The 17,264-nt window shown below is 71.8% G+C and carries 12 protein-coding genes; 5 read left to right on the top strand and 7 right to left on the bottom strand.

Translation table 11 applies throughout. The features are described from left to right. Positions 1-12 precede the first annotated feature (12 nt). The 4 genes from DI272_RS11560 (at position 13) to DI272_RS11545 (ending at position 6,199) form a co-directional block, all read left to right on the top strand. Positions 13-1,842 (top strand): phospholipid carrier-dependent glycosyltransferase, encoded by a 1,830-nt coding sequence (locus DI272_RS11560; protein WP_109495277.1) that lies wholly within the window; start codon positions 13-15, stop codon positions 1,840-1,842. A gap of 124 nt (positions 1,843-1,966) precedes the next feature. After that, complete coding sequence (locus DI272_RS11555; RefSeq protein WP_181387160.1) at positions 1,967-2,890, top strand: MurR/RpiR family transcriptional regulator; 924 nt, start codon at positions 1,967-1,969, stop codon at positions 2,888-2,890. A 477-nt stretch (positions 2,891-3,367) separates the two neighbouring features. Then, positions 3,368-3,751, top strand: a complete 384-nt coding sequence (locus tag DI272_RS11550) for a hypothetical protein (RefSeq protein ID WP_109495275.1) — start codon at positions 3,368-3,370, stop codon at positions 3,749-3,751. Positions 3,752-3,931: 180 nt separating this feature from the next. After that, the gene (locus tag DI272_RS11545; RefSeq protein WP_109500793.1) at positions 3,932-6,199 is read left to right on the top strand and encodes a SpoIIE family protein phosphatase; all 2,268 of its coding nucleotides are present in this window, start codon (positions 3,932-3,934) and stop codon (positions 6,197-6,199) included. Positions 6,200-6,482: 283 nt separating this feature from the next. On the opposite strand, the gene DI272_RS11540 is transcribed toward DI272_RS11545, so the two are convergent. Beyond that, positions 6,483-7,313: a peptidoglycan-binding protein gene (locus DI272_RS11540; protein ID WP_258314524.1), complete on the bottom strand. Its 831-nt coding sequence runs from the start codon at positions 7,311-7,313 to the stop codon at positions 6,483-6,485. A gap of 186 nt (positions 7,314-7,499) precedes the next feature. Here DI272_RS11540 and DI272_RS11530 point away from each other — a divergent pair, with 186 nt between their 5' ends. Further along, on the top strand, positions 7,500-9,947 hold the full coding sequence (locus tag DI272_RS11530; protein ID WP_109495274.1) for a polysaccharide lyase 8 family protein: 2,448 nt from the start codon (positions 7,500-7,502) through the stop codon (positions 9,945-9,947). On the opposite strand, the gene DI272_RS11525 is transcribed toward DI272_RS11530, so the two are convergent. The 6 genes from DI272_RS11525 to DI272_RS11500 form a co-directional block, all read right to left on the bottom strand. Continuing rightward, entirely contained in the window at positions 9,934-10,758 is an 825-nt protein-coding gene (locus tag DI272_RS11525) for a hypothetical protein (RefSeq protein WP_109495273.1), read from the bottom strand. The two genes, DI272_RS11530 and DI272_RS11525, sit on opposite strands and share 14 nt — an antisense overlap. Before the next feature lie 91 nt (positions 10,759-10,849). Beyond that, on the bottom strand, positions 10,850-12,295 hold the full coding sequence (locus DI272_RS11520; RefSeq protein WP_109495272.1) for an HAD-IA family hydrolase: 1,446 nt from the start codon (positions 12,293-12,295) through the stop codon (positions 10,850-10,852). 140 nt (positions 12,296-12,435) lie between these two features. Continuing rightward, on the bottom strand, positions 12,436-13,425 hold the full coding sequence (locus DI272_RS11515) for a hydroxyacid dehydrogenase (protein ID WP_109500791.1): 990 nt from the start codon (positions 13,423-13,425) through the stop codon (positions 12,436-12,438). 95 nt (positions 13,426-13,520) lie between these two features. Next, complete coding sequence (locus DI272_RS11510) at positions 13,521-14,459, bottom strand: carbohydrate ABC transporter permease (RefSeq protein ID WP_109495271.1); 939 nt, start codon at positions 14,457-14,459, stop codon at positions 13,521-13,523. Beyond that, positions 14,456-15,280: a carbohydrate ABC transporter permease gene (locus DI272_RS11505; protein ID WP_375138112.1), complete on the bottom strand. Its 825-nt coding sequence runs from the start codon at positions 15,278-15,280 to the stop codon at positions 14,456-14,458. Before DI272_RS11505 ends, DI272_RS11510 begins: the two co-directional genes overlap by 4 nt. A 610-nt stretch (positions 15,281-15,890) precedes the next feature. Beyond that, complete coding sequence (locus tag DI272_RS11500) at positions 15,891-17,201, bottom strand: ABC transporter substrate-binding protein (RefSeq protein WP_109495270.1); 1,311 nt, start codon at positions 17,199-17,201, stop codon at positions 15,891-15,893. Between the last annotated feature and the right edge of the window lie 63 nt (positions 17,202-17,264).

Here is a 17,264-nt window from a genome sequence, read left to right as displayed (position 1 = left end):
GTCGCGGGGCGGATGATGGCGCGCGCACTGCACACGGTCCTGGACCGCAAGCCCCTGCCCGGCGCCCCCGCGCGCGCGACGCGACGGCGGCCCTGGCTCGTGCCGCTCCTGGTGTGCGTGCTGCTCGCCCAGATGGCCGTCGCGATGGTGACGGCCGCGGTGCAGCAGACGCCGACGATCGACGAGCCGGTGTACGTGGCGACGGCCACCGACTATCTCCACGAGCACCGTCTCCGCTACAACCCCGAGCACCCGCCGCTCGGAAAGCTGCTCGTCGCGGTCGGCGTGGCGTTCGCCGACCCGCACTACGACCCGTCGTTCACGGGCGGCCAGGGGGAGGCGGGACGGCATCTGCTGTACGAGTCGGGCAACGATCCCTGGCGGGTGATGCTGTGGGCCCGGCTGCCGGTGATCGTGCTGACGCTGGCGTTCGGCCTGGTGGTGTTCGCGTTCGCGCGGGACCTCATGGGCCCGGCGGGCGGGGTGGTCGCGCTCGCCCTGTACGCCTTCTCCCCCGACGTCATCGCCCATGGTTCGCTGGCCACGCTGGACGTGCCGGCGGCCGGGTTCCTGCTGACGTCGGCGTGGCTGCTGTGGGGGGCCCGGCGGCGGCCACGTCGGTACGTCCCGCTCGCCGGGGTGGCGGCCGGGGCGGCCCTGGCCACGAAGATGAGCACGCTGGCGGCTGTTCCGGTGCTGCTGGCGCTGGCGGCCTGGTCGGTGTGGCGGGCCGGTGCCGATGGCCACGCGGACGCCGAAGCCGGTGCCCACGCGGACGCCGACGTCGAGGCCGGTGCCCGCGCGGACGCCGACGCCGAGGCCCAGACGGACGCCGACGCCGGTGAACTGGGCGCGGACGGCGCGGAGTCGGCCTCCGTCGCGGCCGGCGTGGCACCGGTCGCGGCGAACCGGCGCAGGGCGGCCGCCCGTGCCCTCGGCGGGGCCGCGGTCCTCGCGCTGGTCGCCCTGGTCGTCGTATGGGCGTCGTATCTCGCGGTCGATCCGCGGCTGCGCTGGACTCCGCCGCCGCAGGTGCCGGCCGTGCACGGGCTGCGCGCGCTGGTCGTCGACCTGCTGCCGTTCCCGGAGGCCTACCGGGACGGGATGCGGGTGCAGTTCGGGTTCGAGGACCTCCCCTGGCAGGGGTTCCTGTTCGGCCGGCTCTACACCGGGTCCCTCTGGTACTACCTGCCGGCCGCGCTGCTGGTGAAGACACCGCTGGGCATGCTCGCGCTGTGGGCGGCCGGTGCCGTCGCCGTGGTGACGGTACGGCGGCTGCGGCCTGCGGGGCCCTATCTGCTGGTGCCCACCGCCGTGCTGCTCGGCTCGGCCATGACCGGGTCGCGGGACTTCGGCACCCGGTACGCGGTGTTCGTGCCGATGTTCCTGGCGGTGGCGGCGGCCGGGGTCCTCGCGGTGCGCAGGCGGTGGGCCGCGGCGGTGACCGGGGCGCTGGTGCTGTTCGTCGCGGTCAGTTCACTGCGGACGTACCCCTTCTATCTGCCGTACTCCAACGAGGCGTTCGGCGGGCCGGACAAGACGCGTCTGCGACTGCACGACTCCAACGTGGACTGGGGACAGGACCTCGGCCGGCTGGCCCACCGGCTGCGGGACCGGTATCCGGGCGAACGGATCTGGCTCGTGTACAAGGGCTCCGGGGTGCCCTCCTTCTACGGCATCGAGGCGTCCGATCCGCGCACGGCGCCACCGGGTGCGGTGCGCGGACTCCTCGTCGTGTCGGACTCGTCGGTCGCGAAGGCCACCGGCCGACTGGCCGAACTGATCGACAGCGCCCGTCCGATCGATCAGGTCGGTCATTCGATCACCCTCTATCGGCGGTGACACCCGTCCCTGGTGAGCCACTTGGGCAGGCGTCCGGCGGGTGGCCGGGGCCGGTCCACAACCCCTGGTCACGGCGGTGCGTGAGCTATGTTGAGGCACTGTGGAAGACAAAGGAGACGCAGCCGTGCCCTCGCTCCAGCAGGCACGCGCGCAGGCATCCGCGATCACCTCGGGCAAGTCGGTTCCGGAAGCGGAGGCCGCACCGACTTCCCAGCTCAGGACCCTCTTCGACCGGCCCCGACTGTCGCCGGGACAGCGCCGGATCGCGCAGTATCTGATCGAGCACATCACCGAGGCGGCGTTTCTTTCGATCACCGATCTCGCGGAGCGCGTCGGCGTCAGCCAGCCGTCGGTGACGCGGTTCGCCGCGGCGGTGGGGTTCAGCGGCTACCCGGCGCTGCGCGAGAAGCTCCAGTCGATCGCGCTGGGGACCCTGGCGGGCGGGCCCGCGGCGGCCGAGGAGAACCGCGGCAACGAGTTGCAGGCCGCGGTCGACGCCGAGATCGAGAACCTGGAGAACCTGCGCCGCGACTTCGCCGACCCCGACCAGGTCATCGACATCGGCCGCGAGTTGTCGGCGTCGACGCCGCTGACCGTTCTCGGCGTGCGCATCTCGGTGTCGCTGGCGGAGTACTTCGCCTACGCGGCGCGGCGCGTCCACCCCGACGTGCGGCTGGTGACGCTGGGCGGCAGCGTCGCCTACGACGCGCTGCTTCAGTCCCGCGAGGCGGGCGGCACCTGGGTGCTGGCGTTCTCGATGCCCCGGCACGCGCAGGAGACGCTCACCGCCGTGCGCGTGGCGCGCAGCGCGGGCCTGAAGGTCGCCCTCATCACGGACCTGGCGCTCGGCCCGGTCGCCGACGAGGCGGACGTCGTCTTCGCCACCGGCACCGGCTCCCGCCTGGTGTTCGACTCCTACGCCGCCCCCGGGGTGATGGCCGCCGCGCTGCTCCAGGCCATGACCGACGCCGACCCCGAGCGCACCCAGGCGCGGCTCGAGGAGTACGAGCAGATCTCCGAGCAGCACCAGTTCTTCCTGCGGGACTGACCCCGCCCTCCCCGGCCCTTCCGGCCACTCCCGTCGAACGCCCTCACAAAGGGATCAACCGGCCCAAATCCCGCATGAATGTTTTCATACGTCTTGCAAAGAGGACGGCATATATAAATACTGCTCACGGATCGCGACCGGACCGCTCCCGGGACCCGTTCCGCACCCCCGTCCCCAACTGCCCCGCACCCCCCACACCCCCTCTCCCCACTCCCCCATCCGCCACACCCCGCATTTCCGCCCGTGGAAAGCCAACGGTCCGCCCATGCACACGCCGTACCAGCCGCGTGGGCACCGTCTGCGGTCCCGGGCCCCTGCACGGACATCCGAAGCCGCCGTCACCTACCCGCGTCGGTGCCTCGGATGCCCGGTCGGGCATCGCTTGCGCGAGCGCCCGTGGCGGCCCCGGTCATCCCCTAGGCCGGGGCCGCCCAAAACCGTCGGACCACCCCACACGACGCCGCACACCCGGAAGCGATGACCATGACTGTGACGACGACGACGCGCATCAGCCAGGACTGGCCCTGCCAGGTCAAGACGCCCGGCTCCTACGACTGGGAACGCTCGGCCGCCAAGTGGCTGCGCGAGCTGGTGCCGGCGCGCTACGCCAGCTACCCGGCACTCATCCGCCACCCCGTGCTGCTCGCCCGGCACGCGCAGATCCAGGTCCAGCACGAGATCCGGGTCGCCCGCACCGCCCTGCAGACGGCCCGCGCCGATCTGCCCGGCCTCGGACTCCCCGAGTCGGTCATCGAACACACGATCAAGCTGTACGCGGCGGAGGTGCTGCAGCTCCAGCACATCGCGCGCAGCGTCCGCGCGGTCACCCGCGCCCTCACCGACCACAACGCCGGCCGCTGACGAGAGCTCCCCGGCAGCCGCTCACCTGCGAGTGAAGCCGGTCCCGGCAAGACCACCGTCGCGGTGCGCTCGGTGTGCGATGCTCATGGCGTGACGAGCGAGCCCGCCATCCCAGCGGAGTCCGGTGCCGCACCCGACACGGTCGCCCTGGCCAAGATCGTCGCCAGGCAGCGCGCCGAGATGGACCGGTTGCGGGACCAGGCTGCGACCTCGGCCGTCGTGGAGCGGGCGAAGGGCGCGGTGATGGCCCTGACGGGCTGCTCCCCGGACGCCGCCGGGGAGGAACTGGCCAAACGCGCCAAGGAATCCCACCGCACCCTCCTGGAGGAGTGCTGGCTCACCCTCGGCACCCTGGAGCCGCCCCTCACCGCCGCGCCGTCCGGGACGCATCTGAGCACCACCGTGCCCGAGGTCCCCTTCGTCCTGCGGGACACCGCCGACCTCGGCCGGCTCGGCAAGGCCCTGGTGCGGGTGGGCACCCCTCAGGACCTGGCACGGTGTCTGCTGGAGCATGTGTCCCCGGGCACCGAGGCGGACGCGGTCATGATCTTCGCGCGGCTGCCCGCCGGGGGCCTGGAACTGATCGGGCACGCCGGGATCGACGACCGGCTCGCCGCACAGTGGCGCCAGGTGCCGCCGGTCAGCGGGATCGCCGCCCTCGAAGCGCTCCGGAGCCGGGAACCGCGCTGGCTGGAGGACCTCGGCGCGGACAGCGAGCGGCACCTCCTGATCGGCGACCCTCCCGACCGCTGGCGGTCCCGGGCCTGGGTGCCCGTGGTCACGCGGGACACCGCCGAGGTCTGCATCGGCTTCCTGCGCGCCCGGGGCGGGCCGTTCGCCGCGCATGAACGGGAGCACCTGCTGGCGGTCTCCCGACTGTGCGCGGGCCGGCTGCGCGCGTTCGACGCACGCGCCGAACCGGCGGCCGACCGGGCCGTGCAGCAGGTGTTCGACACGCTGCCCGGCGCCAGCCTGCTGCTCACACCGCTGCGTTCGGCGTCCGGCGAGGTCGAGGACTACCGCATCGTCGCCGCGACCGCGGAGGCGTTCGACGCCCTCGGCCGCACCGGCCGCGACATGGTCGGCCTGCGGCTCCTGGAGTGCTTCCCGGACCTCGCGGGCGAGCCGCTGTGGCACGGATGTCTGCGCACACTGGCCACCGGGGAACCGTACGAGGGTGAGCCGTTCGCGCAGCAGGCGATGGTGGCCGGGGTCGCCGAACTGTCCACCTACACGGTGCGGGTGGCGAGGCTGGGCGGCGCGCTCGCCGTCACCTGGGTCCGGCACGACTCCTCCGACCTCCAGGAGCAGCGGCTCGCGGACGTGCAGCGACTGGGCAATCTCGGCTGGGCGAACTGGAATTTGCTGAGCCACGAAGCCGCCTGGTCCTCCCAGGTCTACGCCGTCCTCGACCGCGATCCCGCCGACGGCCCCCTGCGGATCACCGCGCTGCCGGAGCTGGCGCTGGCCGAGGACGTGCCCGCGCTGACCCGTGCCGTCGGGGAACTCGTGCGCCGCGGCCGGCCGCTCTCCCTGCCCTTCCGGATCAGGGCCGCGGACGGCGTCCGCCACCTGCGGATCGTGGCCGAGGCGGTCACCGACGTCCAGGGCAGCCCGGTCGAGGTGCACGGCTTCCTCCAGGACCTCACCGCGCAGCGCAGCGCCGAGCTGGCCCTCGTCGAGAGCGAACAGGCCATCCTCACGCAGCACGACGACCTGCGTGCCGAACGCACCCTCGCCTCCCGGCTCCAGCACGCGCTGCTCCCGCTGCCCACCCGGCCCCTGCGGTTGGCCGGACTGCGCGTCGAAGTCGCCTATCTGCCGGCCCAGTCGGGGGTCCACGTCGGCGGCGACTGGTTCAGCGCCATCGAACTGCCTGACGGCGACGCCCTGTTCGTGGTCGGCGACGTCGCCGGGCACGGCGTCGACGCCGTCGCCACCATGGCCCAACTCCGGTTCACCGCCAAGGGCATGGTCATCACGGGCTCGTCGCTGACCGGTGCGCTGGCCCGGCTCAACACCCTGTTGCTGCACTCCCGCGACTCGCACGGCACGGCCACCATGGTCCTGGCCCGCTACTCCCCCGCCGCCCACCGTCTGGTGTGGGCCCAGGCGGGGCACCCGCCGCCGCTGCTGCACCGCGCGGGCGAGGTCCGCTATCTGCAACGGCCGAGCGGCATGCTGCTCGGGGCGAGCGGTTCACCGGCCTTCGAGGAGGCCGAGTGCCTGCTCGAACCCGGCGACCGGCTCCTGCTGTACACGGACGGGCTGGTGGAACGGCCGCCGGAGGGCATCGACCGGGGCCTCGAAAGGCTCTCCGAAGCGGTCGTCAGCCACCAGGCCGACGGCCCCGGCTCACTGCGCCCGCTGCTCGCGGAGCTGCTCGAAGGGGAGCGGCGCGACGACGTGTGCGTGCTGGACATCCGGGTGCCGGAGGACGAGATCTGACGTCCGGCCCGAGCATGAGCGGGGCGGCGCCGGTCAAGGCCCGTCGTCGTCGCGGTGCCGCCAGTACCAGATCGCTCCGCTGACGACGGCCAGCAGGAAGACCGCCGGCAGGACGAGGCCCGGGACGCGGGAGAGGGTCATCGGCGTGGCCTTCGCTGGCAAGGTGCGCTGAGCCCCCCATGATGACGCCGCTCGCCGCGCCGTCCGTGCTTCTTTTGCCGTGCCTTGCCGGGCGTTCGACAGGAACCGCCCTTGGGGGCCGCCCCTGGGATGACCCCGGGGATCACCCCTGGCCGGTGCTCGTCCGGGACTCCAGGTCGCGCCGGGTGTCGTCGCCGTAGACCCCGCTCTCGTCGCCCCGGATGCCGTACCAGAGCTGGAAGCGGGCCACTGCCTCGGTGAGGTCGGAATCGTAGGTGCCGTCGGTGGAGCCGTGCTCGTAGACGTTCGGGACGCGCAGCAGGCGCTGTTGGAGGTCGGTCACCTCGGGGCCGCTGTCACCTTCGCGGAGGGTCCCGGCACCGTCGGGGTCGATGGTGGCGGGCGCGGGCGACGCGGACGGTGAGGTGGAGGGCGTAGGGGACGGCGGGGGTACGGCGGTGCCGTCCGCCCGGCCCGGGAGGAGCAGGGCGCAGCCGAAGCCGACGAGGGCCGCCGCGCCGACGGCGACCACGATGGCGGCGCGGCGCAGGCCCGGACCGAATCCGAAGCCGGGGCCCAAGGCTGGGGCCGGGCCTGGGGCTGGGGCTGGGCCGCCGACGGGACGGGTGCGCGGGTGGGCCCGAGGGCGCCTCGCACCGGGGCTGCCGGGGACGGGCGGCAGTTCCTGCGTGGCGTCCTCCGCGGCACAGTCCCGGTCACTGAAGCTCTCGCGACCGAAGTTCTCGTGACTGAAGTCCTCGTGGCTGAAGTCCTCGTGACTGAAGTCCTCGTGGCTGAAGTCCTCGTCGTCGGAGAGCCGCCGCGGCATCACCAGGGACTCGTGGCCCGTGGTGCGTGCGGGGAGGTCCTTGAGCAGTTCCGCGAGGGCGTCGGTGCGGCGTGGGCGCAGGACGCGGATCGGTTCGAGGACCGGGCGCTCGTGCGGCTGCCCTGGCTCGGGCGGTGTCGGCACGTCGTTCTCCTTCCGTCCCGTTCAGCTGGGGCCGCGCCCCCGGGGGCGCGGAACCATGCTTCGGGGAGTGATACGGGGCCGCGGTCCGGCGGGTTCATCCACTCTTCCCGAAAGAAAACGATCGATACGTTCATTTTGACGCGATGTATTGAGCGTTTGAGCGTTACCGTGCTAGAAACCGCCGTCATGACGACTCCTTGGTCACGTCGCGGCTTTCTGGCCGCAAGCACCGGAACGGCTGTCGCGCTGGGCCTCCCCGCGCAGCCGAGTACCGCCGCCCCGCTGTCCGCCGCGCCGGCCGCGGAGGCGGACGAGTTCGCGACGCTGCGGGCGAAGTGGCGGGCGCTCATCCTCGGGGAGGGCTTCAGCCCCACCGCCGAGCCCTTCAAGAGCCGGCTCACCGAACTGGGCACCACCGCCGCCCAGTGGCAGTCCGCCATGGCACCGACGTCCGGTTCGCTGTGGCCGGACCTGGTCTACGCGGACCCGGAACCCGACACCGACCAGGAGTCGTACGGCTACTCGGGCAACCTCAACAGCAGCTACAACCGCCTCAACACCCTCGCCCAGGCCTACTGCCAGCAGGGCACGGGCCTCACCGGCGACACGGCCCTCAGGTCCGCGATCCTCACCGGGCTCGACCACCTGCACTCCGAGGTCTACAACGCCGGCCAGACCCGCTACGGCAACTGGTACAGCTGGCAGATCGGCGCCCCGCAGGCCCTGCTCGACGTGTGTGTGCTGATGTACGACTCGCTGTCGGCGACGCAGATCGCGAACTACGTCGCCGCGGTGGACCACTTCGTGCCCGACTCGGCGGTCGCGAGCTACAGCGGTACCAGCACCGGCGCCAACCGGGTCGACCTGTGCCGCGTGCTGGCGCTGCGCGGGATCGTCGGCGCGAACTCCGCGAAGGTGGCGCTGGCCCGGGACGCGCTCTCCCCCGTCTTCCCGTACGTCACGAGCGGCGACGGCCTGTACGCCGACGGCTCGTTCGTCCAGCACACGACCGTGCCCTACACCGGCTCGTACGGCTCCGTCCTGCTCGGCGGGCTCGGCATGCTGTTCGCGCTGCTGGCCGGGTCGACCTGGCAGGTCACCGACGCGAACCGGCAGATCGTGTTCGACGCCGTGGAGAACGCCTGGGCGCCCTTCCTCTACAACGGGCTGGTGATGGACGGGGTCTCGGGCCGGGCCGTCAGCCGGGGTGTCTCCGCGACCGACGCCAAGCAGATCCAGCAGAACGACCATCTGCGCGGTCATCCGATCCTCGCGTCGATCGTCCTGCTCGGGCAGAGCGCGAGCGCCACCGAGAACGCGCGCTGGCGCGGTCTGGTGAAGGGCTGGATCCAGCGCGACTACTACAGCCCGCCGATGAGCGACCCGTCGCTCGGCCTGACGGGCCTCGCCCGTCTCCAGGGCGTCGTCGACGACACGACGGTCACCGCGGTCGCCGAGCCGACCGGCCACCGCCTGTTCACCGGCATGGCCCGGGCCACCCACCGCAGACCCGGCTGGGCCGCGTCGATCAGCATGGCCGACCGCAGGATCACGTACTACGAGACCGGCAACGGCGAGAATCTGCGCGGCTGGCACACCGGCTCCGGAATGCTCTACTGGTGGGGCGACACCTACGCCAACGGCCAGTACAGCGACGCCTTCTGGCCCACCGTCGACCCGTATCGCCTGCCGGGCACCACCGCCTCCCGCAAGGTGCTCGCGGACGCGGCCGGCGGCGACTGGGGCGCGTCGTTGCCGGACGTGAACTGGGTCGGCGGCGCGACGGACGGGCAGCGGGCCGCGATCGGCCAGTACCTCAAGGGACTTCAGTCCACCCTCATGGCGAAGAAGTCGTGGTTCTGCCTGGACGACTCGATCGTCTGCCTCGGCGCGGGCATCAAGTGCACCGACGGCACCGCGGTCGAGTCGATCGTCGACAACCGCAACCTCGGCCCCACCGGGAGCCACACCTTCACCGTCGACGGCACGGGCTACTCCGCCGCCTATCCCTGGTCGGGGACGTTCACCGGGGCCGGCTGGGCGCACATCGGCGGCATGGGCGGCTACGTCTTCCCCGGCGGCGCGACGTTCAACGCCGTCCGGGACTCCCGTGACGGCAAGTGGAGCGACATCAACAAGGGCGGCTCCACGACGGTCGTCAACCGCAAGTACCTGACCCTGTACGTCGACCACGGCACGAACCCGGTGAACGGCACCTACGCGTATCTGCTCCTGCCGGGCGCCACGGCGGCGCAGACCCAGGCGCGGGCGGCGGCCACGGGCTGGCTGACCGTCCTCGCCAACACGGACGACCAGCAGGGCGTCACCGTGCCCTCGCTCGGCTTCACCGGCGTCAACTTCTGGTTCGGCGGCACGGTCGGCGACCTGGTGGCGAGCGACCCGTGCTGCGTGATGATCAGCGAGAGGAGCGACGGCACGGCGGTGATCTGCGTCAGCGACCCGATGCGCATGCGGACGAGCCTGACCCTCACCTGGAACCGGGCGGTCTCCGCCGTGCTGTCGAAGCCGTCCACCGTGACCTCGGCGACGACGGGTTCCTCGCTCCGGCTGACGTTCGGCGATCTGAGCGGAACGGCCGGGGCCACCCAGAAGATCACGGTCAGGCTGGGCTAGCCGCCAGGAACCGGTGCAGGGACGTCTTCAGCGCGGTCACGAAGGCGTCCCTCGCCTCGTCCTCCAGCACGTCCAGCGAGAGGTACGGGTTCAGGTCCTCCAGTTCGACCAGCAGCAGTTCGCCGTCCGGGGCGCGGCAGGCGTCGACGCGCTGGATGCCGTGGTCGAGAGTGTTCCAGTCGATGAACCGGCGGGCGAACTCCAGGTCGGCCGCGGTGGGTTCGTACACCTCCAGTTGCCAGCGCCGGTCGGGATGCGGCGCGTACAGGGCGTACTGGAAGTCGTGGTCGACGTAGTAGAAGGACACCTCGTAGGCGAAGTCGACACAGGGCTGGACGAGGACGTCCCCGGTCGCGAGGGCGCGTGCCTCGTCGGCGGGGACGATCTTCAGGCCCATCGAGTCGGCGCCGAGCTTCGGCTTGACGACGTACCGGTCCGTGTCCGGCAGCCGGTGCAGGTCCTCGGCCCGGTCGACGGTGGGGATGACCGGGTGGCCCGCCGCGCAGAGGTCGAGCAGGTACTGCTTGCCGGCCATGTCGGCCTGGCCGCAGAGCGGGTTGTAGACGCGCGCCCCGGTGGCGAGCGCGCGTTCGCGGAAGGCGTCGTAGGCCTCCTGGTGGGTGAGGACGGGACCGCTGTTGCGTACGACGACCGCGTCGAAGGCGTCCATCAGCGCCGCGGCGTCCCTCGGGTTGCACAGGGCGAGGTCGAAGTCCTCACGCAGTCGTGCGGTCAGGAAGATGTCCTCGTCGCAGTACCGCCGCCCGCGTGCCTCGTAGGCGAGGTCGGTGACGTACAGGATGCGCGGCATGCGGGTCTTCCTCTCGGCCCTTCTCCCCGACGGCGCCGGGAGGCGATCGTATGCGGCCGGTGCGCGTCGAACAAAATGCCGGATCGGCAGGTCACAGACCTGCCGTCCACAGCTCGCGCGGGCCGATTCCCTTCAGGTCGGGGAGCACCGTGCGGCGGGGTGCGGGAGCGACAGGGGTGTACGAGGGGACGGCGAGGACCCTGCAGCCCGCCGCCTCGGCGGCGGTGATGCCGGTGGGCGAGTCCTCGACGGCGAGACAGGCCGCGGGGTCGACGCCGAGTCGCCGGGCCGCGGCGAGGTAGGGGTCCGCGGCGGGTTTCGTGCGGGGCGTCTCACCCTCGGCGACCGTGGTGCCGAACCGGTCGGTGCCGAGGAGGTCGAGGACGGCGTCCATGACGGGGCGGGAGGAGGCGGAGACCAGGCCCGCCGGGATGCCGAACTCCCGCAGCAGGTCAAGGAGTTCGAGTGCGCCCGGCAGTGGGGTCGCCTCCTGGCGGACGGCGGCCAGGAAGCGTGTCTCCAGGTCGGCGGCCAGTTCCCGCGGATCGTCGCCGGTGAGGGTGTGGAGGTGGGCGGCGGTGTCGGAGACCGAACGGCCCAGGACGTGGGCCACGTCGGCCTCGGGCGCGGTCTCGCGGACCGTGCGCAGCCACAGGGACTCGGTGTCGACGAGGGTGCCGTCCATGTCGAGGAGCACGGCGTGCGGGGCGGCGGCGAACGGGCGCCCGTCCAGGGTCCAGTGCCGGTCGGGGTGACGGCCGACTGCCGCGAACGCCTGGGCGGCGATGTCCACCTGGCGGAGTGCGCCGGGTGCGGCGCCGATGCCGGGACCGGCCGCGGCCAGCCACGCCGTGCGCTCCGCCGGCGTACGGCCGCCATGGCCGCCCGCGTCGACATGGCCGTGGTCGGTGACGACGAGGACGGTCCAGCGTTCGTCCGCGTGGGCGGGGCGGGCGCGCAGCGTGGCCAGCAGTCTGCCGAGGCGGGCGTCGGCCCGTCGTACGGACGCCTCGTACGCCTCGCCGCAGCCCAGGAAGTGGGCCGTCTCGTCGGGAGCGCCGAGGTAGACGAACGCGGCCGCCACGTCGTCGGCGGCGAGGACGTGCGCGGCCGCGTCGGTGATCTGTTCGTCGCAGCGTTCCCACGCCTCGGGGGTGTCCGCGGCCGGTGCGATGAACACGCTCCTGGACGGGGCCCGGAACAGCGGTCCTCCGTCGCGCACTTGCAGCAACGGGCGCCAAGCGGCGGCGACGAAGGTGCGGTGGCCGTCCTGTTCGGCGAGCCGGGTGGCGAAGTCGGGGAAGACGTCGAGGCGGTGCCCGGTGAAGTCGTTGCTCCACACGCCGTGTTTGGCCGGGCGGACGCCGGTGACGATCGTCGCCCAGCACGGTCCGGACATGGTGGGGGTGTCCGCGTCCACCTCGACGGGGGCGAGGAAGCCGTCGGCGGCCAGGGCGTCGAGGTGCGGGGTGGGCAGGCGGCGCAGTACGTCGAGGCGTACGCCGTCGATACCGACGACGAGGACACGGCCCTGCATGGAACGTCCTTTCAAGGGTCGGGAGTTGCGCAGTCGGGGAGTCGCGGAGTCGGAGAGCCGGGGCTCGGCTCGCCTGGGTTCCGGGGTTGTCGGGGGCGTGGCTCGACAGGGTCCTGGAGTCGGGTGCCGCTCGTGCATCGTCAGGCCGAGCGGGCCAGCTCCTCCGGGCCGACCTCGTACACGAACGGCAGCCCCTGCGCGTAGCGGGCGACCTCGTCGATGGCCCAGTCGGTCGTCCGGTGCAGTTCGTTGCCGAGGGAGCCCGCGATGTGCGGGGTGAGCAGGACGTTGGGCAGCGTGTACAGGGGCGAGTCGGCGGGCGGCACGTCCGGTTCGGTGACGTCGAGGACGGCGTGGACACGGCCGGTGACCAGATGGGCGGTCAGGGCGGTGGTGTCGACGAGCGAGCCGCGCGCGGTGTTGACGAGCGTGGCGCCGTCCTTCAGCAGGGCGATACGGCGGGCGTCGAACATGTGCCGGGTCTCGGGGAGTTGAGGGGCATGGATGGAGACGACGTCGCTGCGGCGGACGAGTTCGTCGAGCGCCACCGACGTCACCCCGAGCGCCCGGGCCTCGGCGGCGTCGACGTACGGGTCGTGCAGCAGGACGTCGAAGTCGTGCGGGCGCAGCAGGTCGATGACCCGGCGTCCGATGCGGGAGGCGCCGACGATGCCGACGGTGCGCCGGTAGTTTCCGTGGCCGCTGTAGTACGGGAGCAGGTCGGGCCGGGTGCGGGTGGTCGCGTAGACCTGGGCAATGTCGAGGACGCGTTTGCCGGCGAACAGGATGGCCGCCAGGGTGAATTCGGCGACGGGCACGGCGTTGGCGGCGGCCGCGGAGGAGACCGCGATGCGGCGCCGCCAGACGGCTTCGGTGACGTGGTGCTTGACGGAGCCGGCCGCGTGCACGACCGCCCGCAGACGGGGCAGTCGGCGCAGCGCCTCATCGGTCAGCTCGGGTGCGCCCCAGTGGGTGAACAGCACTTCGGTGCGGGCGAGTTGGTCCGCCGGGGGCAGCCGGTCCGGGGTGGTGAGGTCGGTGACGGCGGTGGCCGTGTCGACGCGGGCCACGGAGTCCAGTCGGTCGAGGGCGCCTTCGGTGAGCAGGCGGCGGTGGATGTCGGCGCCCATCGCGAGCAGGGTGTGCGGGCGGGGCCGGGGCGCGGTGGACGGGGGGCGGGTGGCGTTCAGGAGGGTGCCTTCCGGTGCGGGGGCCGTCGGGATCGTCACTTGACCGCGCCCGCGGTCAGGCCGGAGCGCCAGAAGCGCTGGAGGCACACGAACGCGACGATCAGCGGGACGACGGCGACGAGGGAGCCCGTGATGACCAGGGAGTAGTACTCGGGCTGCTGCTGGGTGACGCTGTTCCACATGAACAGACCCAGGTTGACCGGGTAGAGCGAGTCGTCGTTGAGCATGACGAGGGCGCCGAAGAAGTTGTTCCAGCTGGCGGTGAACGAGAACAGGAAGATCGTCATGAAGCCCGGTGCCAGCATGGGCAGGGAGATCCTTGCGAACATGCGCAGTTCGCCGGCTCCGTCGACGCGGGCCGCCTCCAGGACCTCGTTGGGCACATAGCCCTCCGAGAAGACGCGGGCCAGGTAGACGCCGAACGGGTTGACCAGGGCCGGGAGCAGCAGCGCCCAGTAGGTGTTGACGATGCCCGCCTTGCTGGCCAGCAGGTACATCGGCAGTTGGATCACGGTGGTGGGGACGAGGACGCCGCCGAGCACCAGACCGAACAGCTTCTCCTTGCCGCGGAAGTCGTACTTGTCGAAGGCGTAGCCCGTGGCCACGCACAGGAGCGTGGAGACGGCGGAACCGACGACGGAGTAGAGGACGCTGTTGCCGAACCAGCGCAGATAGATGCCGTCGTCGAAGGTGACGACGCGTTCGAGGTTGTGGAGGAGGTTGAAGTCGCCGAAGGCGAAGCCCGAGGTGGCGAACAGGTCGCGGTGGTTCTTGGTGGCGGCGAACAGCAGCCAGCTGACCGGCATGAGCGTGTAGAACGCGGCGACGAGCAGGATGCCGTTGACGACGCCCTTGGAGAGCAGGACGCTCGCGGAGGCGCGGCGCCCGGCGGTGGCCCGCGTGGGCCGCGGGTCGGGTGCGCCTCGGGGAGCGGGCGCGGGGGTGGGCGGGGTGTCGTGGGTGAGGGTGCTCATGACGTGGCCGCCTTCCACCGGTTGCCGAGCCGGGTGACGAGGTAGGAGAGGGCGATGCCGAGCGCGGCGAGCATCAGGGACGCGGCGGCGGCGAGCCCGTAGTCGTGCTGCACGAACCCTGCCTTCCAGATGAAGAGCGTCGGCGACCACTCGGTGTCGATGGAGGGCGCGCCCCGCTGGTTGAGGAGTTTCGGCTCGGTGAAGATCTGGATCGCGCCGACGCAGGTGAACAGAACGGTCATGACGACCGCGGAGGCGATCATCGGGACCTTGATCCGCAGGGCAGTGCGCAGGGCTCCGGCGCCGTCCACGACGGCCGCTTCGATCACTTCGCGCGGCACGGCCTGGAGGGCGGCGTAGAAGATGACCATGTTGTAGCCGGTCCACTGCCAGGCGCACAGATTGACCATGGACGTGAGCACATGGTCGTCACGGTAGAAGTCCCAGGACCCGCCGAGCGCGCCGATCCAGTCGAGCACCGGACTCAGACCCGGCGTGTAGAGGTAGATCCAGATGATCGAGGCGATCAGTCCGGGGATCGCGTGCGGCAGGAACAGGGCGAGCTGGAAGAACCGCTTGGCGCGGGCCAGGGCCGAGTCGACGAGGAGTGCCAGACCGAGCGAGCCGCCGATCATGACCGGGATGTAGAGGGCGCAGTAGAGCGCGATGTGCGCGAAGGAGGACCGGAAGCCGTCGTCGGCCAGGGCGTCGGCGTAGTTGCCGAAGCCCGCGAAGACCCGTTCGGCGCCGCCGAATCCGAGGCCCGAGGACTGCTCCCGGAACAGGCTCATCCAGAGCGCGTAGCCGATCGGCGCCACCATGACCACGGCGAACAGGACGAAGAACGGAACGATGAGGAGGGCGGCGGTACGGCGCTGACCGCGGCGGAGCGGCGAGGCGCCCGGCGCCTGGTCCGGCGCCGGGGACCGGCGCCGCACGGCCTGCCGACTCGCGGGCCGGGCGGAGGAGAGTGCCACGGGGGCTCCTTGACGGGCGGGGCGGGTGGAGGGGCGGACGGGGGCCGAGGCCGGCCGGACGAAGGGACGGCCCGGCGTGTGCCGTACGGGGCACACGGCGAGGTGGCCTTCGCCTGGGAGCGGCGGCCTTGTCGTGGTGGTGAGAGGGAGGACGTTCGCGTGGGAGAGGCGGGGCCGTGTCACCCGGACACGGCCCCTTGCCCGACTCGATGCGGGGTGCGGGGTGCGCTGTGCGGGGTGCGGACTGCCCTGCGCAGGGTGCGCTTTCGAGCTGCGAGGTGCGAGGTGCGAGCTACGAGTTGCAGGCTGCGGCTGCGGCTGCGGCTGCGGCTGCGGCTGCGGCTGCGGCTGCGGCTGCGGGACACCTTGTACCGCCGTGTGCCGCAGTGGGGCGCCGTGTGGCGTGGTGCCGGTCGTGGGTGGCTCGGTGCGGTGCGCGGGCAGGGGCGCGGCGTTACTTCGCGAGCTTGAGGCCCCGGTCCTCGATGCCGGACTCCGCCTTCTCCTGGCCGGCGTCGACGCCCGCCGCGAAGCCGGACTTGGCGGTGGTGTCCTGGACGGCGGTGTAGACGTCCATCTGGTTCGGGCCCCACGTCCAGCCGGGCACGATGGTGTCGACCTGTGCGGAGGCGAGCGCGTAGAGGTCCTGGCCGTTCAGGTACGCGGTGTCGAACTCGGCGGCGGCCACCGCACGCATCTCGGGGTTGGCCGGCAGGGCGCTGCTGGGTGACTCCAGGTCGGCGAGCCGGGCCTCGACGCCGGCCTTGTTCGTGGTGAGCCAGGTGATGAACTCGGCCGCGGCCTCTGCGTGGTCACTGCCCTTGAGGACGCCGTAGGAGGTGCCGCCGTAGTTGCCGCTCGCCGCGGTGCCCCAGTTGGGCATGGGCGCTGCCGCCCACTTGCCGGAGAGGTCGGGCATGGAGGTCTTCATGCCGCCCGCGGACCAGGACGCGCCGAGGAAGGAGAGGGTCTTGCCGTCGGTGCGGGCCTTGGTCTCCTCGGGGCTCCAGCCGGCGAAGGACTGCACGAGGTCGTCGTTGACGAGGCCGTCCCAGTAGGCGGCGACCTTCTTGGTGGCCGCGTCGTTCACGCCGGGCTTCCAGGCGTCGCCCTCGGTCGTGAACCACTTGCCGCCGGCCTGCCAGGACAGCGCGGCCAGCAGCGCCGGGTCGCTCTTCGGCATGGAGGCGAGGCGGACGTTCTTGTCCTGCTTCTTGACCTTCTGCGCGGCGGTCTTGAACTCGCTCCAGGTCTTGGGGACTTCGATGCCGTACTTCTTGAACAGGTCGGTGCGGTAGTAGTACAGCTGCGGGGCGACGTCGTAGGGCACCGTCCAGGTCTTGCCGCCGAAGGTCACGAGGCTCTGCACGGACTCCGGGAACTTCGACTTGACCGTTTCACCGGCGTACTCGCTCAAATCGATCAGGTTTCCCTGGCTCGCGAACTCGGGGACCATTTGGTACTCGATCGTGGCCACGTCGGGCGCGTTGCCCGCCTTCACCGCGTTGGCGAGCTTGCTGTAGCCCTCGGTGCCGCCCGGTATCTCCGTGAACTCGACCTTGATGTCCTTGTGCGTTCTGTTGAACGCCTCGACGGTCGACTTGGCGCCGAGCGTCCAGGTCCAGTACTTCAGGGTGACCGGCTTGCCGTCGGACGCGGCGCCCGGCGAGTCGTCGCCGCCACAGGCGGTGGCGGTGGCCAGCAGGCCGAGGGCCGCGACAGCGGCGAGGGAAGCGTTACGGAACGAACGTGAAGTGCGCGTCATGGCACGTCTCCTACGAGACCTCGTACGGGAAGAGGCGGTCGCAGGACATCTTTTGTGCGCGGA

This window comes from Streptomyces sp. Act143 (assembly GCF_003143935.1).
GTDB lineage: Bacteria > Actinomycetota > Actinomycetes > Streptomycetales > Streptomycetaceae > Streptomyces.
Note: the sequence above shows the minus strand (reverse complement) of the source record. Positions and strands in the feature narration are given on the sequence as shown.

Bases quoted from the DNA above. Each gene is read 5' to 3' on its own strand.
- DI272_RS11530 (WP_109495274.1), top strand. From the start codon at position 7,500: ATGACGACTCCTTGGTCACGTCGCGGCTTTCTGGCCGCAAGCACCGGA.
- DI272_RS11520 (WP_109495272.1), bottom strand. From the start codon at position 12,295: ATGCAGGGCCGTGTCCTCGTCGTCGGTATCGACGGCGTACGCCTCGAC.
- DI272_RS11550 (WP_109495275.1), top strand. From the start codon at position 3,368: ATGACCATGACTGTGACGACGACGACGCGCATCAGCCAGGACTGGCCC.
- DI272_RS11560 (WP_109495277.1), top strand. From the start codon at position 13: ATGATGGCGCGCGCACTGCACACGGTCCTGGACCGCAAGCCCCTGCCC.
- DI272_RS11505 (WP_375138112.1), bottom strand. From the start codon at position 15,280: ATGGTGGCGCCGATCGGCTACGCGCTCTGGATGAGCCTGTTCCGGGAG.
- DI272_RS11515 (WP_109500791.1), bottom strand. From the start codon at position 13,425: ATGGGCGCCGACATCCACCGCCGCCTGCTCACCGAAGGCGCCCTCGAC.
- DI272_RS11510 (WP_109495271.1), bottom strand. From the start codon at position 14,459: ATGAGCACCCTCACCCACGACACCCCGCCCACCCCCGCGCCCGCTCCC.
- DI272_RS11525 (WP_109495273.1), bottom strand. From the start codon at position 10,758: ATGCCGCGCATCCTGTACGTCACCGACCTCGCCTACGAGGCACGCGGG.
- DI272_RS11545 (WP_109500793.1), top strand. From the start codon at position 3,932: ATGGACCGGTTGCGGGACCAGGCTGCGACCTCGGCCGTCGTGGAGCGG.
- DI272_RS11500 (WP_109495270.1), bottom strand. From the start codon at position 17,201: ATGACGCGCACTTCACGTTCGTTCCGTAACGCTTCCCTCGCCGCTGTC.